Annotated in this window: 18 protein-coding genes; 15 read left to right on the forward strand and 3 right to left on the reverse strand. The window is 51.1% G+C overall.

Translation table 11 applies throughout. The annotated features are described in order from the left end of the window. Nucleotides 1–140: 140 nt before the first annotated feature. Nucleotides 141–1043, forward strand: coding sequence for an AraC family transcriptional regulator (locus ABID13_RS16015; protein ID WP_048929724.1), 903 nt, complete (start codon nucleotides 141–143; stop codon nucleotides 1041–1043). Nucleotides 1044–1109: 66 nt separating this feature from the next. Here ABID13_RS16015 and ABID13_RS16020 read toward each other — a convergent pair whose 3' ends face one another. Beyond that, entirely contained in the window at nucleotides 1110–2852 is a 1743-nt protein-coding gene (locus ABID13_RS16020; RefSeq protein ID WP_045092797.1) for an FUSC family protein, read from the reverse strand. A gap of 246 nt (nucleotides 2853–3098) precedes the next feature. On the opposite strand from ABID13_RS16020, the gene ABID13_RS16025 reads away from it, so the two are divergent. Next, on the forward strand, nucleotides 3099–3545 hold the full coding sequence (locus ABID13_RS16025) for a MarR family winged helix-turn-helix transcriptional regulator (protein ID WP_007861064.1): 447 nt from the start codon (nucleotides 3099–3101) through the stop codon (nucleotides 3543–3545). 28 nt (nucleotides 3546–3573) lie between these two features. Here the strand turns inward: ABID13_RS16025 and ABID13_RS16030 are convergent, their stop codons facing one another. After that, nucleotides 3574–4578 (reverse strand): linear amide C-N hydrolase, encoded by a 1005-nt coding sequence (locus ABID13_RS16030; RefSeq protein WP_007861063.1) that lies wholly within the window; start codon nucleotides 4576–4578, stop codon nucleotides 3574–3576. Between the two features lie 168 nt (nucleotides 4579–4746). Between ABID13_RS16030 and ABID13_RS16035 the strand changes: the two genes are divergently transcribed. The 3 genes from ABID13_RS16035 (at nucleotide 4747) to ABID13_RS16045 (ending at nucleotide 6169) form a co-directional block, all read left to right on the forward strand. Beyond that, nucleotides 4747–5388, forward strand: a complete 642-nt coding sequence (locus ABID13_RS16035) for an endonuclease III domain-containing protein (protein WP_007861062.1) — start codon at nucleotides 4747–4749, stop codon at nucleotides 5386–5388. Between the two features lie 191 nt (nucleotides 5389–5579). After that, nucleotides 5580–5975 (forward strand): hypothetical protein, encoded by a 396-nt coding sequence (locus tag ABID13_RS16040; protein WP_007861060.1) that lies wholly within the window; start codon nucleotides 5580–5582, stop codon nucleotides 5973–5975. Then, nucleotides 5972–6169: a hypothetical protein gene (locus ABID13_RS16045; RefSeq protein ID WP_007861057.1), complete on the forward strand. Its 198-nt coding sequence runs from the start codon at nucleotides 5972–5974 to the stop codon at nucleotides 6167–6169. The genes ABID13_RS16040 and ABID13_RS16045 overlap by 4 nt, the downstream gene beginning before the upstream one ends. A 195-nt stretch (nucleotides 6170–6364) precedes the next feature. Here the strand turns inward: ABID13_RS16045 and ABID13_RS16050 are convergent, their stop codons facing one another. Beyond that, entirely contained in the window at nucleotides 6365–7048 is a 684-nt protein-coding gene (locus tag ABID13_RS16050; protein WP_007861055.1) for a GntR family transcriptional regulator, read from the reverse strand. Nucleotides 7049–7311: 263 nt separating this feature from the next. On the opposite strand from ABID13_RS16050, the gene ABID13_RS16055 reads away from it, so the two are divergent. The 10 genes from ABID13_RS16055 to ABID13_RS16100 all read left to right on the forward strand — a co-directional run bounded on the left by ABID13_RS16055 (nucleotide 7312) and on the right by ABID13_RS16100 (nucleotide 19589). Then, a complete protein-coding gene (locus tag ABID13_RS16055; RefSeq protein WP_048929726.1) occupies nucleotides 7312–8601 on the forward strand; it encodes a hypothetical protein in 1290 nt (429 codons plus the stop codon). A gap of 20 nt (nucleotides 8602–8621) precedes the next feature. Then, nucleotides 8622–9413, forward strand: coding sequence for an SDR family NAD(P)-dependent oxidoreductase (locus tag ABID13_RS16060; RefSeq protein ID WP_007861051.1), 792 nt, complete (start codon nucleotides 8622–8624; stop codon nucleotides 9411–9413). 41 nt (nucleotides 9414–9454) lie between these two features. After that, nucleotides 9455–9958 carry an L-2-amino-thiazoline-4-carboxylic acid hydrolase gene (locus ABID13_RS16065; protein ID WP_007861050.1) on the forward strand — a complete coding sequence of 168 codons (504 nt, stop codon included), beginning with the start codon at nucleotides 9455–9457 and terminating at the stop codon, nucleotides 9956–9958. Between the two features lie 159 nt (nucleotides 9959–10117). After that, nucleotides 10118–13201, forward strand: a complete 3084-nt coding sequence (locus tag ABID13_RS16070) for an ATP-binding protein (RefSeq protein ID WP_048929727.1) — start codon at nucleotides 10118–10120, stop codon at nucleotides 13199–13201. A 228-nt stretch (nucleotides 13202–13429) separates the two neighbouring features. Beyond that, nucleotides 13430–14278, forward strand: coding sequence for a patatin-like phospholipase family protein (locus ABID13_RS16075; RefSeq protein WP_040415785.1), 849 nt, complete (start codon nucleotides 13430–13432; stop codon nucleotides 14276–14278). Nucleotides 14279–14292: 14 nt separating this feature from the next. Then, a complete protein-coding gene (locus ABID13_RS16080; RefSeq protein WP_242827899.1) occupies nucleotides 14293–14718 on the forward strand; it encodes a PPC domain-containing DNA-binding protein in 426 nt (141 codons plus the stop codon). 100 nt (nucleotides 14719–14818) lie between these two features. Beyond that, nucleotides 14819–15673 carry an AraC family transcriptional regulator gene (locus ABID13_RS16085; RefSeq protein WP_040415783.1) on the forward strand — a complete coding sequence of 285 codons (855 nt, stop codon included), beginning with the start codon at nucleotides 14819–14821 and terminating at the stop codon, nucleotides 15671–15673. A gap of 160 nt (nucleotides 15674–15833) precedes the next feature. Then, nucleotides 15834–17363, forward strand: a complete 1530-nt coding sequence (gene xylB, locus ABID13_RS16090) for a xylulokinase (RefSeq protein ID WP_007861043.1) — start codon at nucleotides 15834–15836, stop codon at nucleotides 17361–17363. Between the two features lie 86 nt (nucleotides 17364–17449). Further along, the gene (locus ABID13_RS16095) at nucleotides 17450–18073 is read left to right on the forward strand and encodes a DUF4867 family protein (protein WP_048929728.1); all 624 of its coding nucleotides are present in this window, start codon (nucleotides 17450–17452) and stop codon (nucleotides 18071–18073) included. Nucleotides 18074–18104: 31 nt separating this feature from the next. Beyond that, nucleotides 18105–19589: an L-fucose/L-arabinose isomerase family protein gene (locus tag ABID13_RS16100; RefSeq protein ID WP_045092803.1), complete on the forward strand. Its 1485-nt coding sequence runs from the start codon at nucleotides 18105–18107 to the stop codon at nucleotides 19587–19589. Nucleotides 19590–19761: the final 172 nt, after the last annotated feature.

Raw genomic sequence — 19761 nt, forward strand, 5'->3', positions numbered from 1 at the left:
GATTTCATTATATTAAGATTTTATTGCTTTTTGTGTCATAATATATGGATAAAATATAACTATATTGACGGAGTAATGGACCGAGTCATATAATGAAGTTTAACTGATAGACAGTATTTGAAACAGGGAGGTGAAATGCCATGCAGGTCTACAGCATTCCCATCAACAGTGACCAGAGGGAGATCACTCATCATGGCACCAGCGAATTTCCCATTGCGGTCTATGAAACGGATCTGGAGAAAAATGTTCTGGGTTATGTCCCATGGCATTGGCATGAGGAGATCCAGTTTTGTTATGTGGTCAGCGAAAGGGTGTGCTTTCACATAAACCATCAGAAGGTGGTTCTGGAAAAGGATCAGGGGATCTTTATTTCCTCCAATATCCTGCACATGGCAACGCCGGCAGACGGAAAGGGCGGAGTTTATGTGTGCATGGATGTGGATCCCGCGCTGCTAAGAGGCTTTGGGGGCAGCGTCATAGCCAGGCGCTATGTAAATCCCGTGCTGGAGAATAAGAACAGGCCCTGTCTGTACCTTTGGGGAAAGGACGGGTGGGAGAGGGAGGCCGTGGCATCCATGAAAACGGTTTACGACCTGTACAGAAAGAAAGGGGAGGGGTATGAGATGGACATAACCATAGCGCTGCTTTCCCTGTGGAAGGAGCTGTACCTGAGAATAAGGGAGACGGCCGGCACGGACGCGGACCCGGTGATGACAGGGCGTGACAATGAGCGTATCAAGCAGATTCTCTCCTACATACATGAGCATTTTTCAGAAAAGATCACTTTGGAACAGATTGCCGGACAGGTCAATGTCAGCAGGAATGAATGCTGCCGATTTTTTAAAAGGTATATGGGATGCTCCATTTTCACTTATCTCATGGATTACCGGATCCTGAAAAGCACGGAACTGCTGCTGGCAACCGACTGGCCGGTGAGTATGGTTGCCTCCAGCTGCGGTTTCCATACTGCCAGTTATTATATTGAACAGTTCCGCAGAAAGAGAAATGCCACTCCCGGGGAATACAGGAGCGGCAGGCGGTGAGACGGTAGGGAGATGACCGGCTGTGAGAATTCTGTTTTATCAATTGCGGTGCGGATCCCAGGGGTCCTATGACAGATGCCCGGGTTCAAATACCGGGGCATTTTCACGTTCCGTGATCCGGGACCGGTGGGCACTGCGAACCTGCTCCCTGCAGCCGGCAAGAATATCGGAAAAGCCGGACCATTTTTCCAGATGGGCATTCTGCACCAGTTTATCTTCCTGGAGATGGGCCTGGATGACCAGGTTATAATACAGCTGGGTGTCTACTTCCGGGGAACGGCAGACGCGGGTCAAAAGCTGGGTGACGGCCCTGTATTTTTGAAAAAGCTGCCTGGTGGCCTTGTCACGGCGGTAGGGAGTGATCAGGCAGTTGAGGATATATCCGGCAGCGGCCCCGGCCAATATATAGCCAAGGCGTATGAGGAAGATGCTGCCCACTGCCTGAAATCCAAAGGCATCCATAAACACTGCGCCTCCCAGGGCGCCCACGGTGGAGCAGGCAAACGTCTGGGCGTAATCTGAAAAATAAAAGGAAATGTAACCTGACAGCATCATGGCAGCGGTACGTCCCAGGGGGGAGGGAATCAGAGCGTAGATGACCACGGAGACCAAACCTCCGGTTATGGTTGCCAGCACACGTTTTTTGATCTTCACAGGCACATCATCAGCGTATGGCAGGGATACGGATGCCAGGGTAAATAAGAGCCATTTGCCGTGGGGAAGGGACAGAACCCGAACCAGAAAGGTGGCGCAGGCCAGGATCAGGGCTGTGCGAAGGGCGTATACCGCACGCACAGGGCTGAGATCCAGAGCGGTCCTCAGCTGCATCTTTAAGGACAGGGCCGTGGGGCGGTAGTGCTGTCTGTTCTGGGGATCCGTCATATGGAGGAGCCTGTCGCGGATGTATTCCAGGCTGTGAAAAAACAGGCCCGCCCTCTTGTCATCCAGAAGGCCAAAGAAATCCTTGGCGTCCGGTTCCGGTATCAGGGTGATATCCTGGTGAAGAAAGGCGCAAAATGTCTGAAGGCGGTCCGAAAGATTCTGGAGCATCTCCCTGTCCTTAAGGGACAATTGTGAGGGAAGTTCATGGACCAGGATCAGAAGGTGTTCCAGGCCGCGGCCTGCGTCTATCATATAAAAGCTGGCATCGGACACACACAGCACCTTTTTTCTGCGCTGGTACACGATCCGGCTTAACTGGCACAGCTTGCTCCTCATGGCGGCGGGATCCGGCCGGTTGGGAGTTCCTGCCAGACGGCAGGCAATGGAAAGTCTGATGCTGTCTATCATTTCACTGAGCACATCCCTGGCAGTCTCCTGAACGCGATTCCTTCCCATAAACAATTGGTACAGGATAATGGACAGGGCGCCGGTCAACATGCCGGCAATCCTGCCCGGAAGCTGGTCTGCGCTGACCGGAGAGATAAAGATAAGGAACAGGTAGGATAATATATAAGGAAAATACATATGGCTGGAATATTCATAAGTATATGCATACAAAATACCCAGCAGTGTGATAAAATGGACAAAAACGGACAGGGGAGCGGGAAGGGCATTGACCCAGTAAGCGGCCAGGGCCATCCAGACCAGTACCAGGGCCTGGGTAACCAGATGCCGCAGCGGTGTGGCGGTCAGGTCGCGTACCATGGAGGCGGACATCATAATGGTAAATATAACGCCCACAATGGTGTTCTCAGGGCCGAATATGTATGAAAACAGATGCACATAAGCCAGGATAAAGATAAAATTGAGAGTGCTGGAACGGAATTTTTCCCGGATCATTCCGGGCAGTTTTAATTGGCTGCTCATAAATGGCTGTATCTCCTTTTTGGTTGTCCTGTGTTTGGATGCCCCGTTCACTGCGGTGAGTTTTGGGGAGGGATTGACTTTGAACTCATATATTTATATAATCGGAAAGAAAAGTCATTTAAATATGATTGTCATACTTTGATTACTAATTAATAAGAATATCATGTCCGTAAAAGAATGTCAATATTCAGAAGGGATTTCCCGAATGGGGTATTTAAAAGGGATTTCCCAAATGGGGAGGATGGAATGGGAGCAGGAAAAATTTCTGAGAAGTTTGTTCAAAATCTGTTAATCGCAATGCCGGTCTGGCATTCTAAACTGGTGCGTCCGTTTAAGGATACCCTGAACGGGGAGATGAGCCTGGAGACGTATTATTGTTTGGAAACAGTGAAGATGCGCGGGACAGCCACCATGACCGAACTGGCCCGCCAGTTGAAGGTACCGAAGCAGCAGGCCACAAAACTGGTCGACAGGCTGAGTGAAAACCAGTTTGTGGAGCGGGTGCATAACCAGGAGGACCGCAGGGTCACGTGGATACGCCTGACCCCCAAAGCGGTTTCCTACCTGGATGAGTATTATCTGAAAAACACGGCATTTATCGGGATGATGGAGGAAAAGCTGACACAGGAAGAACTTTCCGATCTGAATCATGCCATGGAGATCCTGGGGGATATCCTGCCTAAATTAAAATAAAAGAACGTACGGTACAGCTGCTTGTGTCTCAGCAGTTGCGGCATTCAAAGGTAACCGGCCGGTTCAGTTTTCCCAATGATACGATCTCTGAGCCGCTGTCGTGATCGGGGACCAGCTTTGCGGATTCGATCTGGCTGTTATTGTATGTGTTGAAAAAATATTCCTGATCTGAGAGGCTCATGAACGCGGTGTACTGGGTATAACTGGGAATTTCCAGGTCAGTCATCACAGCCCCCTTGGGAATGGAGACATTGTTCAGGATGTGAAAGCCTGTTATGACAGCCGCCTCCCGGCCGGAGGGAACGGATACATGGCTTTTCAGATAAGCGGCCCGCACAAAGCGGGAGGGCGGCGCAAAATCTCCCGGCAGTCCCAGTGTACCGGCTCCCTGGCCAAAGGGGGTAAGGCTCACTGAGTCCCAGACAGCTTCCTTTTCCTGGTAAGGCGATACGTTCATGTAATTGCGCAGATTGGTCATATGCCATTGAAAGCCCGGGCTGTTGGTAAGTACGCCAATGGGGTTATCCAGCAGGTACAGGCCGTCTACCGTCTTCTCCACAACCAGGCAGGCCCCGGTCTGATCCGTAAGGATCCAGTGAAGAGGAGCCACGGTGTTGGTGATGCTGTCCTCCTCCCCCACAATGCGGATCGAGTCCAGCACGGTGACTGCCTGATTGACGTTTTTGCAGATTCCCAGAAGAAAATTAACAAGTTCAAGGGAGGCAACCGAGATCACTCCCGGCCCCTGAGTCCGGTCCGGGGCCGGATCATAGCTGGCAAAACCGGGAAAATACAGGACAGCTGCGGCGAACCCCATCTCGTTGACCCCGTCCACAAAAACAAGGGGTGAGATATCCTGTCCAATGCCTATAAAGCGGTAGCGGTTGGTGATCTTATGGGTTTTGAGCATATTGTTCCACTCATAGCCTCTGGGCGAAATATAAAGTTCCGGATCCAGGGGAAATGAAAAATCCATGGTACGCCCAAAATAAATATCCCCCTGCATGGTCTGCATTGTAATTGCTGTACACATCCAAAAACCTCCTGAATTTACAAAGATATTCATATCAGGCTATGTATATTCCGGCGCAGGGAAAAACATTCGTCCTTGCCCGCAAAATATAATTGCGATAGAATAGCAGCATACAGTGTACTCCCGGAGTCTCCGGAAGTACACTACAGTACAAAGGAGGAGCATGGAATGACAAAAGAAGAATTGGCCCTGGAGATCGTGGACCGTTTAAAAAAGGAATACCCGGATGCGGGGTGTACCCTGGATTACAATCAGGCATGGAAGCTGCTGGTCAGCGTGCGCCTGGCCGCCCAGTGTACGGATGCCCGGGTGAACGTGGTGGTACAGGACCTGTACTCCCAATATCCCGATGTTGCCTCACTGGCAGCAGCGGATGCGGCGGATATTGAGCGTATTGTTAAGCCCTGCGGTCTGGGACACAGCAAGGCCAGGGATATCAGTGCCTGTATGAAGATCCTGCATGAGGAATATGGCGGTAATGTGCCGGACGATTTTGACGCGCTGCTGAAGCTTCCGGGGGTGGGACGCAAGAGCGCGAACCTGATCATGGGGGATGTATTCGGCAAGCCGGCCATTGTAACGGATACCCACTGCATCCGTCTTGTAAACCGCATGGGCCTGGTAGACGGCATCAAGGATCCGAAAAAGGTGGAGATGGCGCTGTGGAAGCTGATACCTGCCCAGGAGGGGAGCGATTTCTGCCACAGGCTGGTTTATCATGGAAGGGATGTGTGCACGGCGCGGACCAAGCCCCATTGTGAGAAGTGTTGTCTGGAAGATATATGTGCAAAAGCCGGGGTGACGGAGTGAGATATAAGACTTGGCCGACCCCTGAACCACTTGGCTCCTGCAGAAAAAATGTCCAGGAACGGCCCTCTTTCCATTGAGAAAAATTCACAAACTTTACAGTAAATAAAAGTTTACATTTGCATTTTCAAAACAAAAAATGGTAAAATAGGAAGGAAGCAAAAGGTTGATATTGTTTTCAGGAAGGTGAGAAAATGCTGAATGAGACTGTGAGGCACATCAAATACGGATTGGGTAAAGTGGCGGAGGTGGATCAGAACCATATATGGGTTTCTTTTTCAGGGGAAGCCGGGACAAAGCTGTTTTTATATCCGGATGCCTTTGAACGGTTTCTGAGTTTTGAATCCCAGGGCCTTCAGGAGGAGGCGCTGTCTGCCCTTGCGGCTGCCGGAGCGAAGAAGAAGGAAGAGGAAGCCATGCGGCTGTTCCGATATAAAGTATATGAGGCACAGCGGAAAAGGGAACAGTCGGAGCTTCTTAAAAGACGCAGGAAGGCGGCGCGGGAAAAGGCAGTACGGGAAAAAATGCCGCGGGAAAAGGCAATGGCGGAACATGGGGGAATGATATCAGTGGAGGGGCAGGTCAAATGAAAATCATCAATCAGAGGGTGGAACACAGACGTTACGGTGCGGGCACTGTTTTTGCTTTAAAGGGCAAAAAGGTTTACGTTGCCTTTGGCAAGCTGTATGGTGATATGGCATTTCCTTATCCCGGGGTGTTTAAGGAGGATATGAAACTGGCAGACCCGGACATGATGGAGGAACTGTTGGAGGACATTGGATAGAATGCCGGTGTGCTGTGGGTTTTAATTTAAAAGCAGTTTAGGCTGCACTATTTGATGATAAAGAAAGAATGACGGATATGGATTCGCCCCTATCCCGCTATCTTTCGTAATTGGTCAAATAGTGCAGCCTTTTTGTAAGCAGGAATAATATCCCGGACATCAAAGCCATTGCGGACTCCTTTAGGCATGTGGTATCTAGCACAGGCTGTAGGTAGGGACCTCAGCATTGATAGGGTGATTTTGCTTAACGCGCTGAAGGGCATCGTTGGTAGGTATTTTCTCAATATCCGCCCGGAGAAGGGTCATGGCTGTTTTAATATCGCCTTTTTCAATGTAGTCCAGCATGGCAAAGTGAAGGTCTGCCGCCAGATAATAGTTTTTCATGATCTCCACAAAGTAAATAACTTGACGGTCCATGGATTCCAGCAATGTATGGAGGGCGAAATCATTCCCATAACAGGAAAAAAGCTTTGCATGAAAGTCACGGTTTAATTTCCAGTAGTTAATAAAGTTCTTGTCCTGTTTGTCGGCGTATTGCCGGCAGATTTCCCGCAGTGACTGGATATGTTCGGGGGTAATGGAGTAATAATACTGTTCCAGGAAACTGCATTCCAACACAGCGCGGAAGTTTACAATATCGCGCAGCTCCTGCTGGTCCGGCCTGCGTATGCGGTATCCGTGACGGGGAATGCAGACGATAAAATGGTCGCTGCGCAGCTGCATCAGGGCCTCTCTTACAGGCGCCCGGCTGACATTGTATTTTTCCATCAGGGCTTTTTCGGTAAGGTATTCATCAAAATCAAATTCATTGTGGATAATATCGGAAAATATTGCATTGTATACCTGGTTCATAATTGTTTTCGTCTCTTTTTGTTCCATATACAGCACAGTCCTTTCAACGTAATTTCTTACATTAAATCATATCATAAAAATCCAAAAAACACCTTATGTTTTTGAATCATATCACAAAAATAAAAAGCAGGGGAAGATTTTAATAAAAATTGTTGAAAAGCTACAAATATTATTAAAATATATTGTATATAATGACAAAAATCACAATATATATTGTGAATGGAAAAAATCTGTGATATGATTACAGAAGCTCCAAGAGGGAGAAAAACAAAAGAAAGAAGGGCTTGAGTATGAGCGAACAAAAGAATTCCAAAAAGTGGATCGGTTATGGATTGCTTGCTCTCATGGCTGTTGCCTATCTGTATTTTGGCATTTATAAGATTGCCATCGGAGAGGCGCAGTGGGATGTACAGACCGCATTTTTGACCATGCTGATTCTGGTCATTATTGGAGAGGTCATTTCTACCGCTACGAAAGCATTTGTACCATCCATGTTTATTACGGCAGTGTTATTTGTAATCGGATTCTGGACCTTCCTGCCGGCAGACATCCTTCAGCAGGGGGGAGTTGCCGCAAATTTACCCACATTTCTGGTTATGATGATGGTTGTGCACCTGGGAACCATGCTGGATATCCAGGAACTGATCGATCAGTGGAAAACGATTGTTGTCACTCTGGCGGGTATGCTGGGCATTCTGGTGGTTATCCTGACCGTGGGAACCCTGGTCCTGGGCAAGGAGACAGCGGCGGTTGCAGCTCCTCCTCTGACAGGCGGTTTTGTGGCAGCTATGATGATGCAGTCCGTTGCGCCTACAGAGCATCTTGCAATCCTTGCAATGGCGGTATACGTACTGCAGGGTTTTGTGGGATATCCTCTGACCAGCATCTGTCTGAAGAAGGAAGGATATTCTGTACTGAACCAGTATAGAAAAGGAACCTGGCAGACAGCAGCAGTACAGAAGACGGCGGCTGCAGAGGAAAACAAACATGTTCTTTTCCCTCAGCTGCCCGGCAAGTATAAGAGCGACTTTACATATCTGTTTACAATGGTAATCCTTACCGTGATGTCCGGTTATCTGGATAAGTTAAGCGGTGGATATATTTCCAAGTTCGTATGGGCGCTGATCCTTGGAGTATTTGCAACAGCCTTTGGCTTTACAGAGAAGAATGTTTTGGTTCGTTCCCGTAGTATGGGTTTTGTTTACACGATCATCATGATGTTTGTATTCTCACAGCTCAGCAGCTGTACGCCGGATACAGTGGTTCAGCTGATCAAGGATTTTGCAATTTTGATCGTGCTTTCAACCATTGGCATTGCAGTTTTCGCTATCCCTCTTGGAAAGAAGCTTGGGATGAGCACGCCGATGGCATTTGCTCTTGGCTTAGGTTCCATTGCAGGGGGCTTTCCGGCCAGCTATACTTTAAGTGTTGAGGCAGCTAAGGTATGTGCGGAAAATGAAGAGGAGTATCAGGTTCTGGAGCAGCATATGCTTCCAAAGACGCTGGTTGCAGGTTTTGTCAGCGCTACATCCGGTTCCGTATTCATTGCAGGAGCCGTTATGGCCATGTTCTTTAAATAAGGTTTTACGGGAGGTATTCCATGGATTTAGGTTTACAGGGCAAGACGGTGGTAGTGACCGGAGCCAGCAAGGGAATCGGCTATGCAACGGCGGAAGCCTTTCTGAAAGAGGGCGCAAAGGTTGCTGTCTGTTCCCGTCATGAGGATGAATTAAAGGAAGCTGCCCAGGCGCTTTCCGGTTTGGGAGAAGTGTATTATGAGGCATTTGACGTATCATCGGCTGCGGAAAATTATGCGTTTGCAGAGCATGTCCATGACCATTTTGGAAGTCTGGATGTGTGGGTGAATAACGTAGGTGCCACAGGTTATAAGAAAGGTGAAGAGTATGATGATGAGGAGATCGACTTCATGACAGGAGTCTGCTTTAAGTCGGTGATCTACGGCTGTCAGGCGGCATTCCGATATATGAAGGAGCAGAAGAAGGGGGCGATCGTCAATGTAAGTTCCCTTGCTGCGCGCTGCTCTTCCGCGGGAAGAAGTACTCTTTACGGACCATTAAAATCCGCGGTTAACAATCTGACCAACACCTTTGCCGGAGAGTACTGCGCACATAACGTGAGAGTAACCTGTATTATGCCGGGCTTTACCGTAACGCCTCTGGTAAAAAAAGCCATCAGTCAGGAGGAGCTGGACCGTAATGCATCATCTACTCTGCTTCGCAGAATGGCTGAACCGGAAGAAATTGCAAAGCCAATTGTATTTCTTGCCAGTGACGCTGCAAGCTATATGACTGCTGTTACGATTGAAGTATCCGGTGGAAGAAGCATGACGCTTAATCCAACCTATGCTTATGACAGGCTGGAAGCAAAATAGAAAGCAAAATAGAAAGCAAAAGAAAAAGGAGGATATTTAAGATGATCGACAACAAAATTACAATTAAGGATGACGAGAAGGTTAATATTCAGAGAGGGGCCATCGGACATAGATCCACATGGACAGGTTTAACCTACAAATATGCCGTAGAAGAAGGAAGGGCAGAAGAGGTTGAGGCCATTATACGCAAGGCTATCAGTGAGACGGGAAGAGTACAGGGAAGTGAGATCAGGGAACGCTGCGAGAAGCCGGAGAGCTGCGAAAGCTTTTTTAATACCATGTTTACGCCAACTCTTCAGAAATCCTTTGAGGTAGAAGTTAAGGAGAAGAATGACGATGTCCTGGATGTGGAGTTTCACCACTGTCCGCTGTTAAAGGCATGGCAGGACCTTGGCTTTGACGATGCCCTGTGTGCAAAGCTGTGCGATATGGCCATGGACGGTGACAGGAATATAGCTAAGGCAATGGGATTTGACTTCCATTTGGGCGATACCATTGCAGACGGATGTCCTACCTGCCAGGTAAGATTTTCCAGGAAAAAATAACAGGAACACAGAGGACGGCTGGTTTTTTAGCTGTCCTTATTTTTGGGGAGCTTTATCCCGGAGCCGGTGCCGCAGCCCCGGCTTTTTTCTTGACGCGTCCTTGTTTATCAAGTATGATTAAAACAGCAAGCTATTTTCGCAGATAAGTGAAAGCAGGTTATGATTGTGGGAAAACAGAATGGGGTTACAGGCGCGCAGCGCATGGAAGATGCAAAGCGGCTGGCAAGCCGGCTGATGCACCTGCACTATTGTGAAAATGATGTTGATAGTATCATATCCGCATTTGCCCCGGAGTTTTTATGGATGGGCGCGGGGGAAGATGAGTATATAGCCGGACGCCAGGCGTGCACCGGCGCATTCCGGCAGATGAAGGGCGAAATCCCCAGGTGTAATATATGGGATGAGGAATATGATGTCATCCAGCCGGCAGCAGGTTTTTACATAGTGACAGGGAGGATGTGGATCGCCACGGATCCAAGCACCCGGATGTACCTGAAAGTGCATCAGAGGGTGTCATTTGTGTTCCAGGAAACGGATGAGGGGCTTAAGTGTTCCCATATCCACTGTTCCAACCCATATCAGGAGATGATGGAGGGGGAGCAGTTCCCTGAGAAGATCGGAAGGCAGTCCTATGAGTATGTCCAGGAACGGCTGAACCGGCTGGAGGAGGAGATGCAGAAAAAGAACCTTCAGGCAGAGGAGGATGCCAGGCGTCTGCGGGAACAGACAGGGCTTCTTAGCAGTATCTATGATACGGTGCCCTGCGGCATTATCCGTTTTTCACGGAGCCGGGACAAGGGCTACCGGCTCATCTCCGCCAACAGGGCGGCGCTGACCCTTCTGGGATATGACAGTGTGGAGGAAGGACTGAGGGACTGGCATGACGGCGTGCTGGGAACCGTCCTAAGGGAGGACCAGGAACGGCTGCGGGACTGTTATCTGAAGCTTCAAAGTCCCGGGGACAGGCAGGATATGGAATACCGGGCGCAGTGGAAGGACGGCTCCATCCACTGGATGGATGGAACCAACATGGTGGTGGGGACCACACCGGAAGGGGATTATATCATTCAGCGCACCTTGGTGGACATCACGGCCCGCAAAACACTTCAGCAGCAGCTGGATAGGGAACAGGAAATGTACCGTGTGGCCATGGAGGCCAGTGCTGCCGTCATGTATGAATACCTGATGGATTCTGATACATTTATCAGCTATGAGCCCAGGCTGGGGGAGGGAATCCTGCGCGGTGAGCTGCATCCGTACTCTAAGGCGCTGGTAGAGCAGCAGATCGTGCATCCGGATGATGTCCCCATGGTGATCGACAATATATGCAAAGGCAGGGCGGAGGCCTTTGAGGTGCGCTGTGCCACTCCCGGAGGGAAAAAGGGCGAATATATCTGGTACAGGGTGAACAGCCGCCTTATACAGGAGGATGGAAAGCCCGGCCGTGTGGTGGGAGCACTCTATAATATTCACAGTATGAAATCCCTTCTGTTTGAAAACAGTGAACGGCTCCATATGAACCAGTCGGCCCTGCTGGCAATAAACGGGGTGTATGTGAGCATTTTCTATGTAAATCTGCCTCAGGACAGCTATTATGGGGTGCGTGTGCCGGATGCCAGGGAGACGAAACTGCTGCCCAGGGCCGGTAAATTTTCATCCATCCTGCGAAGCTATATCCTGAATCAGGTGGATGATACGGATTGGCATAAGATAGAGCTGATGTGTGACAAAGACTGGCTTATGCAGATGATCACCCAGAAGAATGAACACATGGAAGCGGAGTTCAGGATGGCGGCCGGCGCCAGTGAATCTCCCATGTGGCTCAGGCTGGAGATCCATCTGGTTGCCATGGAAGGGGGAAGGCCTAAGACTGTGATCCTGGCATTCCGCAATATCAGCAGTGAAAAGCAAAAGGAGTTGGAGCACCGTGAGGAGGAGCGCAAGGCCAAGCAGGCCCTGGAGGAGGCGTACGCGGCAGCGAACCGCGCAAACCAGGCGAAATCTGAGTTCTTATCCAAGATGAGCCACGATATCCGCACGCCTATGAACGCGATTCTGGGCATGGCTGCAGTGGCAGAGGGATATCTGGAGGATAAGGCGAAGGTGGCGGACTGTCTTTCCAAGATCCGTATGTCGGGGGACCATCTGCTGGGACTGATCAATGCGGTGCTGGACATGTCTAAGATAGAATCAGGCAGCGTTTGCCTTACGGAGTCTGTATTCAGTTTGAATGGTATGATGCGGGAGATCGGCCTGATGATCCGCCCGGACACGGAACAAAAGGAGCAGCACCTGGAGGTTTATGTGGGTGATCTGAGCCATGACGCTGTTTACGGGGATTTGGTCCGGGTAAAGGAGATCCTTCTGAACCTGCTGTCCAATGCGGTAAAGTACACTCCAAAAAAGGGCTGTATCCGTGCGGCCCTGGAGGAAAAGCCCTCCGGGAAGGATCATGTGGGCTGCTATGAGTTTACGGTGGAGGACAATGGGATCGGTATGTCCCCTGCTTTCCAGGAAAAGATGTTTACCCCCTTTGAGCGGGCGGCGGACGCGCGGGTCAGGGGAATCCAGGGAACCGGCCTGGGACTTGCCATCACAAGGAATCTGGTCCAGATGATGAATGGGACCATCCAGGTGGAGAGCAGGCTGGACGAGGGCACCAGATTTGTGGTAACTGTATTTATGAAGCTGGCCGGAGAGAAACCAGAGGAGGATGGGCAGGCGCCGGGGAAGGCAAAGGATAAAGCCGGGGAGCCGGCCGGTGAGCCAGCTGGGGCGCAGACGGCCGGTGAGAAGGCTGGCCGGTGTCACAACACCGGTAATCCGTCCGGGACCGCGGCTTTTGAACCAGGCGCCAGGATCCTGCTGGCGGAGGATAATGACCTGAATCGGGAGATCGTGCAGGAACTTCTGATGCTGCAAGGGCTGGAGACGGTCTGCGCTGTCAATGGCCGGGAGGCTGTGGACCTGTTTGCAGGGAATCCGCCGGGTACATACGCCCTGATCCTTATGGATATCCAGATGCCTGTGATGAATGGTTATGAAGCTTCCAGGGCCATCCGTACCATGGGGGAGAGAGGGGAGCGGCCGGATGGGGCGGAGATTCCCATTATTGCCCTGACAGCCAATGCATTTGCCGATGATGTGTACCGGGCCAAGCAGGCGGGAATGAGTGAACATATTGCAAAGCCCCTGGAAATTGACCGGCTTTTGGAGGTCATGCACCGGTGGATGGATAAATGAGGGTCGTCCCTCCCGTGATGGAACCTGCGGCGGGGATCCCCTTTAAATGTTGGATATAAGGCTGTGGTGGAAAAAGCTGGGGATCAGCCGGACCGCCGCGGCCTTTTGATTGTTTTTTTGCGGTAAAAAGAGTATAATCAACATTCAGAAGCGGATTTCCCCAGCGGACAAAGGCGACTGTGTGATGCCTTGGCCGCGGAGAGCAGTAAGAGGTGAAGAATGGAAATGATAAAAACAGGAATCGTGGTGGAAGGCGGAGCAATGCGCGGCATATACGGGGCAGGCGTGCTGGATGTGCTGCTGGAAAAGAATATTCATGCAGATGGGCTGATCGGCGTTTCGGCAGGAGCTATTCATGGGTGCAGTTTTGTATCGGAGCAAAAGGGACGCTCCATCCGGTACAATCTGAAATATTGCAGGGATCCCAGATACATGAGTTTTCAATCCCTGATCAGAACAGGGGATATGTTTGGAAAGGACTTCTGCTATCATGAGCTTCCGGAAAAGCTGGATCCCTTTGACAATGATACCTTTGAGGCTTCCGCCACCAGGTATTATGTGACCTGCACGGATGTGGAGACAGGGCAGCCCGTGTACCATTACTGCCCGAGCCTCAGGGGAGAACTCATTGACTGGGTGCGTGCTTCCGCATCCATGCCCCTTGCTTCCCGCATGGTGGAGCTGGACGGCCGCAAGCTGCTGGATGGAGGGGTTTCGGATTCCATTCCGGTGGGGGCTTTCAGAAAGATGGGGTACAAAAGAACTCTTGTGATACTGACACGGCCGGCGGGATACCGGAAAAAGCAGAATCCCATGATGCCCGTCATACGAAGGGCGTTCAGGGAGTATCCGGAATTTGTGGAGGCGGCCCGGAGACGCCACCTTGTGTATAACCGTGAACTGGATGAAATCCAGCGTCTTGAGCGGGAGGGACAGGTGTATGTTATCCGCCCCAGCCGCCTCATTAAGATCCGGCGGACAGAGCGTGATCCGGAGCGGATCCGCCAGATGTATGAGCTGGGACGGGAGGACGCGTTGAGGGCATTTCCCGAGATCGAGACTTTTATGGTTCAATGAGATAGAAGGAGGATATGATGGAATATAAGAGATGGGGAGAAAGACTGGTGCTTCGCCTGGACCCGGGGGAAGAGGTGGGGGAGTGCCTGTTGGAGGTCGGCAGAAAGGAGGACATCCGGCTGGCTGAGATCTCAGGACTGGGAGCAGCTTCCCTGGTGGAACTGGGGATGTTTGACACGGAGACAAAAGGCTTTACAGAGGCGTGCTACCAGGGAACGTATGAGATCGCTTCCATTACAGGCAGCATTACAAGGTTGGATGGGGAGCCGTACCTGCATGTCCATATGGTGATTGGAAACCTGGACCGCGGGGAATGCCACGGGGGACATATGATCCGGGCTGTGATCAGTGCTACTGCGGAAATTTTTGTAAATATCATGTCCGGCCAGGTGGAGCGGAAGATGAATGAGGAGATTGGCCTGCATCTGTTTGATCTCTAAGGGTATTTTCCCTTTTAATAAGTAAAAAGGGCAAGAAATGGTTGTCTTAGAGCATTTGCGCACATACTCTGGGCTTTACAGGAGAAATAGGAAGATGAATATGGATTATAAGCATGAACTGGTCATTCCCAATGAAGACCTTCCATTCCGTCTGTTCCTGTTTGAGGGAAAGGACGGCAATTACCGCGTGCCCAAACACTGGCACCGCTCCGTGGAGATTTTCCTGGTTTTGGAGGGACAGATGGAGTTTTTCATCAATAATAAGAGGCTTCCTTTAAAGGCCGCTGATTTTGTGATCGTCAACTCCAATGAGATCCACTCCATCGAGGTGCCGGACCCCAATACCACTATTGTGGTGCAGATTCCTGTGTCCTGCTTTAAGGGATATCTGGATGAGGATGATTACGCCCTGTTTACCAAACAGTCGGATGAGGATAACCTGAATCTGGTACAGCTGATCGTGCGGATCTACAGAACCTATGTACAGAAGGAATTTGCCTATGAATTAAAGGTAAAGAGTTTATTTATGGAACTGCTCTATCTTCTGGTGACCCGGTTTATGCGGGCGGAGGAGGATCTGGGGAATATACGCCATAAGCGCCATCTGGACAAGCTTTCCAATATTACGGCCTATATAAAGAATAACTATAATAAGGATATCTCACTGGAAAGCCTGGCCGCTACCTTTGGTTTTTCCCCCACCTACCTGTCCAGGATGTTTAAGCGGTATGCCAGTGTCAGCTATAAGACCTATCTGCTGGATCTCCGCACCGAATACGGACTCAGGGAAATGATGAATACCAGCCATAGCCTGACGGAGGTGGCTCTGAACAACGGATTCCCCAATGGACGGGCATTTTCCAAGGCGTTTTCCAAACGTTACGGATGTCTTCCCAGCGAATACCGCAGGATGATGGAGGGGGAAGGGGACGGTCCCCGGGGAAAGCAGAGCTGACAGCCATGGATTTGGTAAAAGAAAAATTATAAAAGGGCAAAAAAGTGCTGTTATGAAGATAAGTTTGAATCTGGAAAGCTGAACGTTTTATGGGTATAATCGTTATTAGGAATGATTTTGTTTGAAGATTCCGGTGGAATCACAGAAAGGAGAACAAAACATGAATTATCTGATAGGCGTTGACGTGGGCACATCCGCAACAAAGACCGTGCTGTTTGATGAGAACGGCACCGTGGTTGCCTCAGCTTCCCGGGAGTATCCGCTGTACCAGCCTGAGAACGGGTGGGCGGAACAAAAGCCTGAGGACTGGAGGGACGCAGTCCTCGCAACCCTGAAGGCAGTGGCGGAGCAGTCCGGTGTACCGGCAGAGGAGATTAAGGGGATCGGCATCTCAGGACAGATGCATGGCCTTGTGATGCTGGATGAGGAAGGCGAGGTTATCCGCCCTTCCATTATCTGGTGCGACCAGAGGACGGGCAGGGAAGTGGAGGACATGCTGGAGATCATGCCCAGGGAGCGCTGGATCGAGATCACAGCCAATCCGCCTCTTACAGGATGGACTGCGGCAAAGATACTTTGGGTCAGGAAGCATGAGCCTGAGAACTATCAAAGATGCCGCCATATCCTGCTTCCAAAGGATTACATACGCTATGTGCTCACCGGGGATTTTGCCACCGAGGTATCGGATGCCAGCGGCATGCAGCTTCTTGATGTGCCCGGCAGGTGTTGGTCGGAGGAAGTGCTCCATGCCCTGGATATCGATGAGTCCCTGTTGGGAACGGTTTACGAGTCCTGCCAGGTGACAGGCACCCTGCTTAAGACTGTGGCGGACCAGACCGGGCTTACCGCGGACGTGAAGGTGGTAGGGGGAGCGGGGGACAATGCGGCCGCGGCAGTGGGAACAGGGATCGTAAGGGATGGAACTGCATTTACCACCATCGGAACTTCCGGTGTGGTATTTGCTCACAGCAGCAAGGTTTCCATTGACCCCAAGGGAAGGGTGCACACATGCTGCTGCGCCGTACCGGGGGCCTGGCATATCATGGGCGTCACCCAGGGGGCGGGCCTTTCGCTGAAGTGGTTTAAGGACCAGTTCTGCCAGGATTACGTGGAGGAGGCCGGGACCAGGGGCAAGGATGTGTATGACCTGATCAATGAGGATGCGGCTGGCATAGCGCCGGGGAGCGACCGCCTTATTTATCTTCCCTACCTGATGGGAGAGCGTACCCCTCATCTGGACCCGGACTGCAGGGGCGTCTTTTTCGGACTCTCTGCCATCCACACCAAGAAGCATATGCTCAGGGCGGTAATGGAGGGGGTTTCCTATTCCCTGTGCGACTGCAATGAGATCCTGAAGGAGATGGGCGTGGAGGTCACCCAGATGATGGCCTGCGGAGGCGGGGGCAAAAGCCCTGTGTGGAGGCAGATGCTGGCTGATCTGTACCAATGTACTGTAAAGACCGTCAGACAGGACGAAGGACCCGCCCTGGGAGTTGCCATCCTGGCAGGCGTGGGATGCGGGATCTATCCTGATGTGGAGACGGCCTGCAGCCGGCTGATCAGTGAAAAGAGCAGCACGGATCCTGTAAAGAACAACGCGGAGGTTTACGCGGATTACCACAGGCTGTATCAGCACCTGTACGGCAGCCTGAAAGGGGACTTTAAAACCCTGGCCGGCCTGAAGGGCTGAGCTTACCGGGGAGAGAGAAAGAACATGAAGGGACCGGAGCTGTCCATATACGGCGGCCAGGTGCCCATGATCCAGGAGGAGACGACATGGAAGTGATGGATGTGCGCGGACCGGAATTTAAGGCTTACGGCCGGGTCATAGAAGGATATGATGTAAGCGGACTTATGAAGGCAATGGAATCCACTCCTCTGCCTGAAGGAGTGGTTTATGTGGCTTCGGTGCCGGAGCTGGAGGCGCTGTCCGCTGCCAAAGAGCTGGCAGATGGGATTTACGGCCAGATGAAGATCCAGGTGGGGTATTGCAACGGACACAACAGAAAGCTGAATGCCCTGGAATATCACAGGGATTCAGAGGTGAACCTGGCGGTGAAGGACCTGATCCTGCTTCTGGGCAAGCAGCAGGATATTTCGGAGGATTTCACCTATGACACATCAAAGGTAAAGGCATTTCTGGTGCCTGCGGGCACCCTTATAGAAGTGTATGCCACCACCCTTCACTACGCCCCCTGTGAGGCCGGGGACGAAGGGTTCCGCTGCGTGGTGGTGCTTCCCCAGGGAACAAATATGGAGCTGGACCACAGGCCCGTGGACCGGTGCGGAGAAGAAAAGCTGCTGGCAGCCAGGAATAAGTGGCTGATCGGCCATGAGGAGGGCGGCCTGGATGAAGGCGCCTGGATCGGACTGACAGGGGAGAACATTTCCCTTTCATGATCACACAAAAAGAAGATGGAGGATACATACTATGATTAACATGCCTGAGGTGAAGATCGGTATTGTGGCTGTAAGCCGCGACTGTTTTCCGGAGAGCCTTTCCGTAAACCGCAGAAAGGCCCTGGTGGAAGCATATAAAAACAAATATGACGGAGCAAACATTTATGAATGTCCGGTCTGCATTGTTGAAAGTGAGATCCACATGGTACAGGCCCTGGAGGATGTAAAAAAAGCGGGCTGTAACGCCCTGGTGGTGTATTTGGGCAACTTCGGACCGGAGATTTCCGAGACACTGCTGGCAAAGCATTTTGACGGGCCGTCCATGTTCATCGCAGCGGCTGAGGAGAGCGGCAATAACCTGGTACAGGGAAGAGGGGATGCATACTGCGGTATGCTGAATGCCAGCTATAACCTGAAGCTGCGCAATATTAAGGCATATATCCCCGAGTATCCGGTGGGAACGGCAGAGGAATGTGCTGATATGATCGAGGAGTTTGTTCCCATTGCGCGCGCCGTGGTTGGGCTTAGCAGCCTTAAAATCATCAGCTTTGGACCCAGGCCCCTGAATTTCCTGGCATGCAACGCGCCCATTAAGCAGCTGTACAACCTGGGCGTGGAGATCGAGGAAAATTCCGAGCTGGACCTGTTTGAAGCATTTAACCGCCATGCAGGAGATAAGCGCATTCCCGATGTGGTTAAGGATATGGAAGCTGAACTGGGGACCGGGAACAAGAAGCCTGAGATCCTTGAAAAGCTGGCCCAGTATGAGCTGACCCTGTTAGACTGGATCGATGAGCACAGGGGATACCGCAAATACGTTGCCATTGCCGGCAAATGCTGGCCCGCGTTCCAGACCCAGTTTGGATTTGTTCCATGTTATGTAAACAGCCGCCTCACAGGACGGGGGATCCCGGTATCATGTGAGGTGGATATCTACGGCGCTCTCAGCGAGTTCATCGGAACCTGCGTAAGCCAGGATGCGGTAACACTGCTTGATATCAACAACTCTGTTCCGGCAGATTTGTATGAGGAGGACATCAAGGGCAAGTTTGACTACACCCAGAAGGAGACCTTCATGGGCTTCCACTGCGGCAATACCAGCTCCAAGAAGCTGTCCTTCTGTGAGATGAAGTACCAGCTGATCATGGCCAGGGCGCTTCCTGAGGAAGTGACCCAGGGCACACTGGAGGGAGACATTACTCCCGGGGACATTACCTTCTACCGCCTCCAGAGCACGGCTGACAGCCAGCTGCGCGCATATATTGCACAGGGAGAGGTGCTGCCTGTTGCAACCCGTTCCTTTGGCGCCATTGGCATATTTGCCATCCCTGAGATGGGAAGGTTCTACCGTCACGTACTGATCGAGAAGAATTTCCCGCACCATGGCGCGGTTGCCTTTGGCCATTACGGAAAAGCCATCTACGAGATCTTCAAATACATTGGAGTGGATGTGGAGGAGATTGGGTTTAACCAACCCAAGGGAATGCTGTATAAGACAGAAAATCCATTTGCATAAAAACCAAGCGTTATACCGGTATGAATCCATGCAGCCGTAACCAAAGCCCAGGCCATCGCTTAAACGATGGCCTGAAGTTTTGGCTGCGGCTGTATCTGTGTCCTTTTCTTTTACAGGCCGCGGATCTGAAGCAAGGGTGCCCTTGGCAGGAGAAGGTGATTTGCGGCTTGTG

The organism is Enterocloster citroniae (assembly GCF_040545455.1).
Lineage (GTDB): Bacteria > Bacillota > Clostridia > Lachnospirales > Lachnospiraceae > Enterocloster > Enterocloster citroniae.

Excerpts from the sequence above, each read along its gene's own strand:
- ABID13_RS16015 (WP_048929724.1), top strand. The coding sequence starts at position 141 with ATGCAGGTCTACAGCATTCCCATCAACAGTGACCAGAGGGAGATCACT.
- ABID13_RS16020 (WP_045092797.1), bottom strand. The coding sequence starts at position 2,852 with ATGAGCAGCCAATTAAAACTGCCCGGAATGATCCGGGAAAAATTCCGT.
- ABID13_RS16025 (WP_007861064.1), top strand. The coding sequence starts at position 3,099 with ATGGGAGCAGGAAAAATTTCTGAGAAGTTTGTTCAAAATCTGTTAATC.
- ABID13_RS16030 (WP_007861063.1), bottom strand. The coding sequence starts at position 4,578 with ATGTGTACAGCAATTACAATGCAGACCATGCAGGGGGATATTTATTTT.
- ABID13_RS16035 (WP_007861062.1), top strand. The coding sequence starts at position 4,747 with ATGACAAAAGAAGAATTGGCCCTGGAGATCGTGGACCGTTTAAAAAAG.
- ABID13_RS16040 (WP_007861060.1), top strand. The coding sequence starts at position 5,580 with ATGCTGAATGAGACTGTGAGGCACATCAAATACGGATTGGGTAAAGTG.
- ABID13_RS16045 (WP_007861057.1), top strand. The coding sequence starts at position 5,972 with ATGAAAATCATCAATCAGAGGGTGGAACACAGACGTTACGGTGCGGGC.
- ABID13_RS16050 (WP_007861055.1), bottom strand. The coding sequence starts at position 7,048 with ATGGAACAAAAAGAGACGAAAACAATTATGAACCAGGTATACAATGCA.
- ABID13_RS16055 (WP_048929726.1), top strand. The coding sequence starts at position 7,312 with ATGAGCGAACAAAAGAATTCCAAAAAGTGGATCGGTTATGGATTGCTT.
- ABID13_RS16060 (WP_007861051.1), top strand. The coding sequence starts at position 8,622 with ATGGATTTAGGTTTACAGGGCAAGACGGTGGTAGTGACCGGAGCCAGC.
- ABID13_RS16065 (WP_007861050.1), top strand. The coding sequence starts at position 9,455 with ATGATCGACAACAAAATTACAATTAAGGATGACGAGAAGGTTAATATT.
- ABID13_RS16070 (WP_048929727.1), top strand. The coding sequence starts at position 10,118 with ATGATTGTGGGAAAACAGAATGGGGTTACAGGCGCGCAGCGCATGGAA.
- ABID13_RS16080 (WP_242827899.1), top strand. The coding sequence starts at position 14,293 with ATGATGGAATATAAGAGATGGGGAGAAAGACTGGTGCTTCGCCTGGAC.
- ABID13_RS16085 (WP_040415783.1), top strand. The coding sequence starts at position 14,819 with ATGGATTATAAGCATGAACTGGTCATTCCCAATGAAGACCTTCCATTC.
- xylB (WP_007861043.1), top strand. The coding sequence starts at position 15,834 with ATGAATTATCTGATAGGCGTTGACGTGGGCACATCCGCAACAAAGACC.
- ABID13_RS16095 (WP_048929728.1), top strand. The coding sequence starts at position 17,450 with ATGGAAGTGATGGATGTGCGCGGACCGGAATTTAAGGCTTACGGCCGG.
- ABID13_RS16100 (WP_045092803.1), top strand. The coding sequence starts at position 18,105 with ATGATTAACATGCCTGAGGTGAAGATCGGTATTGTGGCTGTAAGCCGC.